1 protein-coding gene is annotated in these 325 nt (G+C 39.7%); it reads left to right on the top strand.

All coding sequences use genetic code 11. The features are described from left to right. Positions 1–112: 112 nt before the first annotated feature. Positions 113–325 (top strand): enoyl-CoA hydratase-related protein (locus tag LKX83_RS32240; RefSeq protein WP_227887348.1); only part of this gene is annotated, 213 nt, incomplete at its 3' end.

The raw sequence follows: 325 nt of genomic DNA, 5'->3' as shown, positions 1-325 counted from the left end.
ATTCCCTTTTGATAACGGATATGCAGCGAAAAAATAGTGAAAACATTGGCATTATTATTGCTTGTATATAAAGTAGTGAGAAAACTATGAAGATATATGGAGGTGCAGTGGAGTGAACGTAACATGGGAAGTAGAGAGTCGACTAGGATTGATTACGATTGATGCGCCGCCCGTCAATGCGCTGAACAAAGATTTTTTTGAACAGATGAATGAGATTATACATAAAATTGGTGACAGTTGTGATGTCGTGATTATTACCGGCGCAGGTGAGAAAGCATTCGTAGCTGGTGCCGACATTAAAGAATTTCCTGAGTTGGGTCGAGAA

The organism is Cohnella baijiui (assembly GCF_020731285.1).
In the GTDB taxonomy this organism is placed as follows: Bacteria; Bacillota; Bacilli; order Paenibacillales; family Paenibacillaceae; genus Cohnella.
Note: the sequence above shows the minus strand (reverse complement) of the source record. Positions and strands in the feature narration are given on the sequence as shown.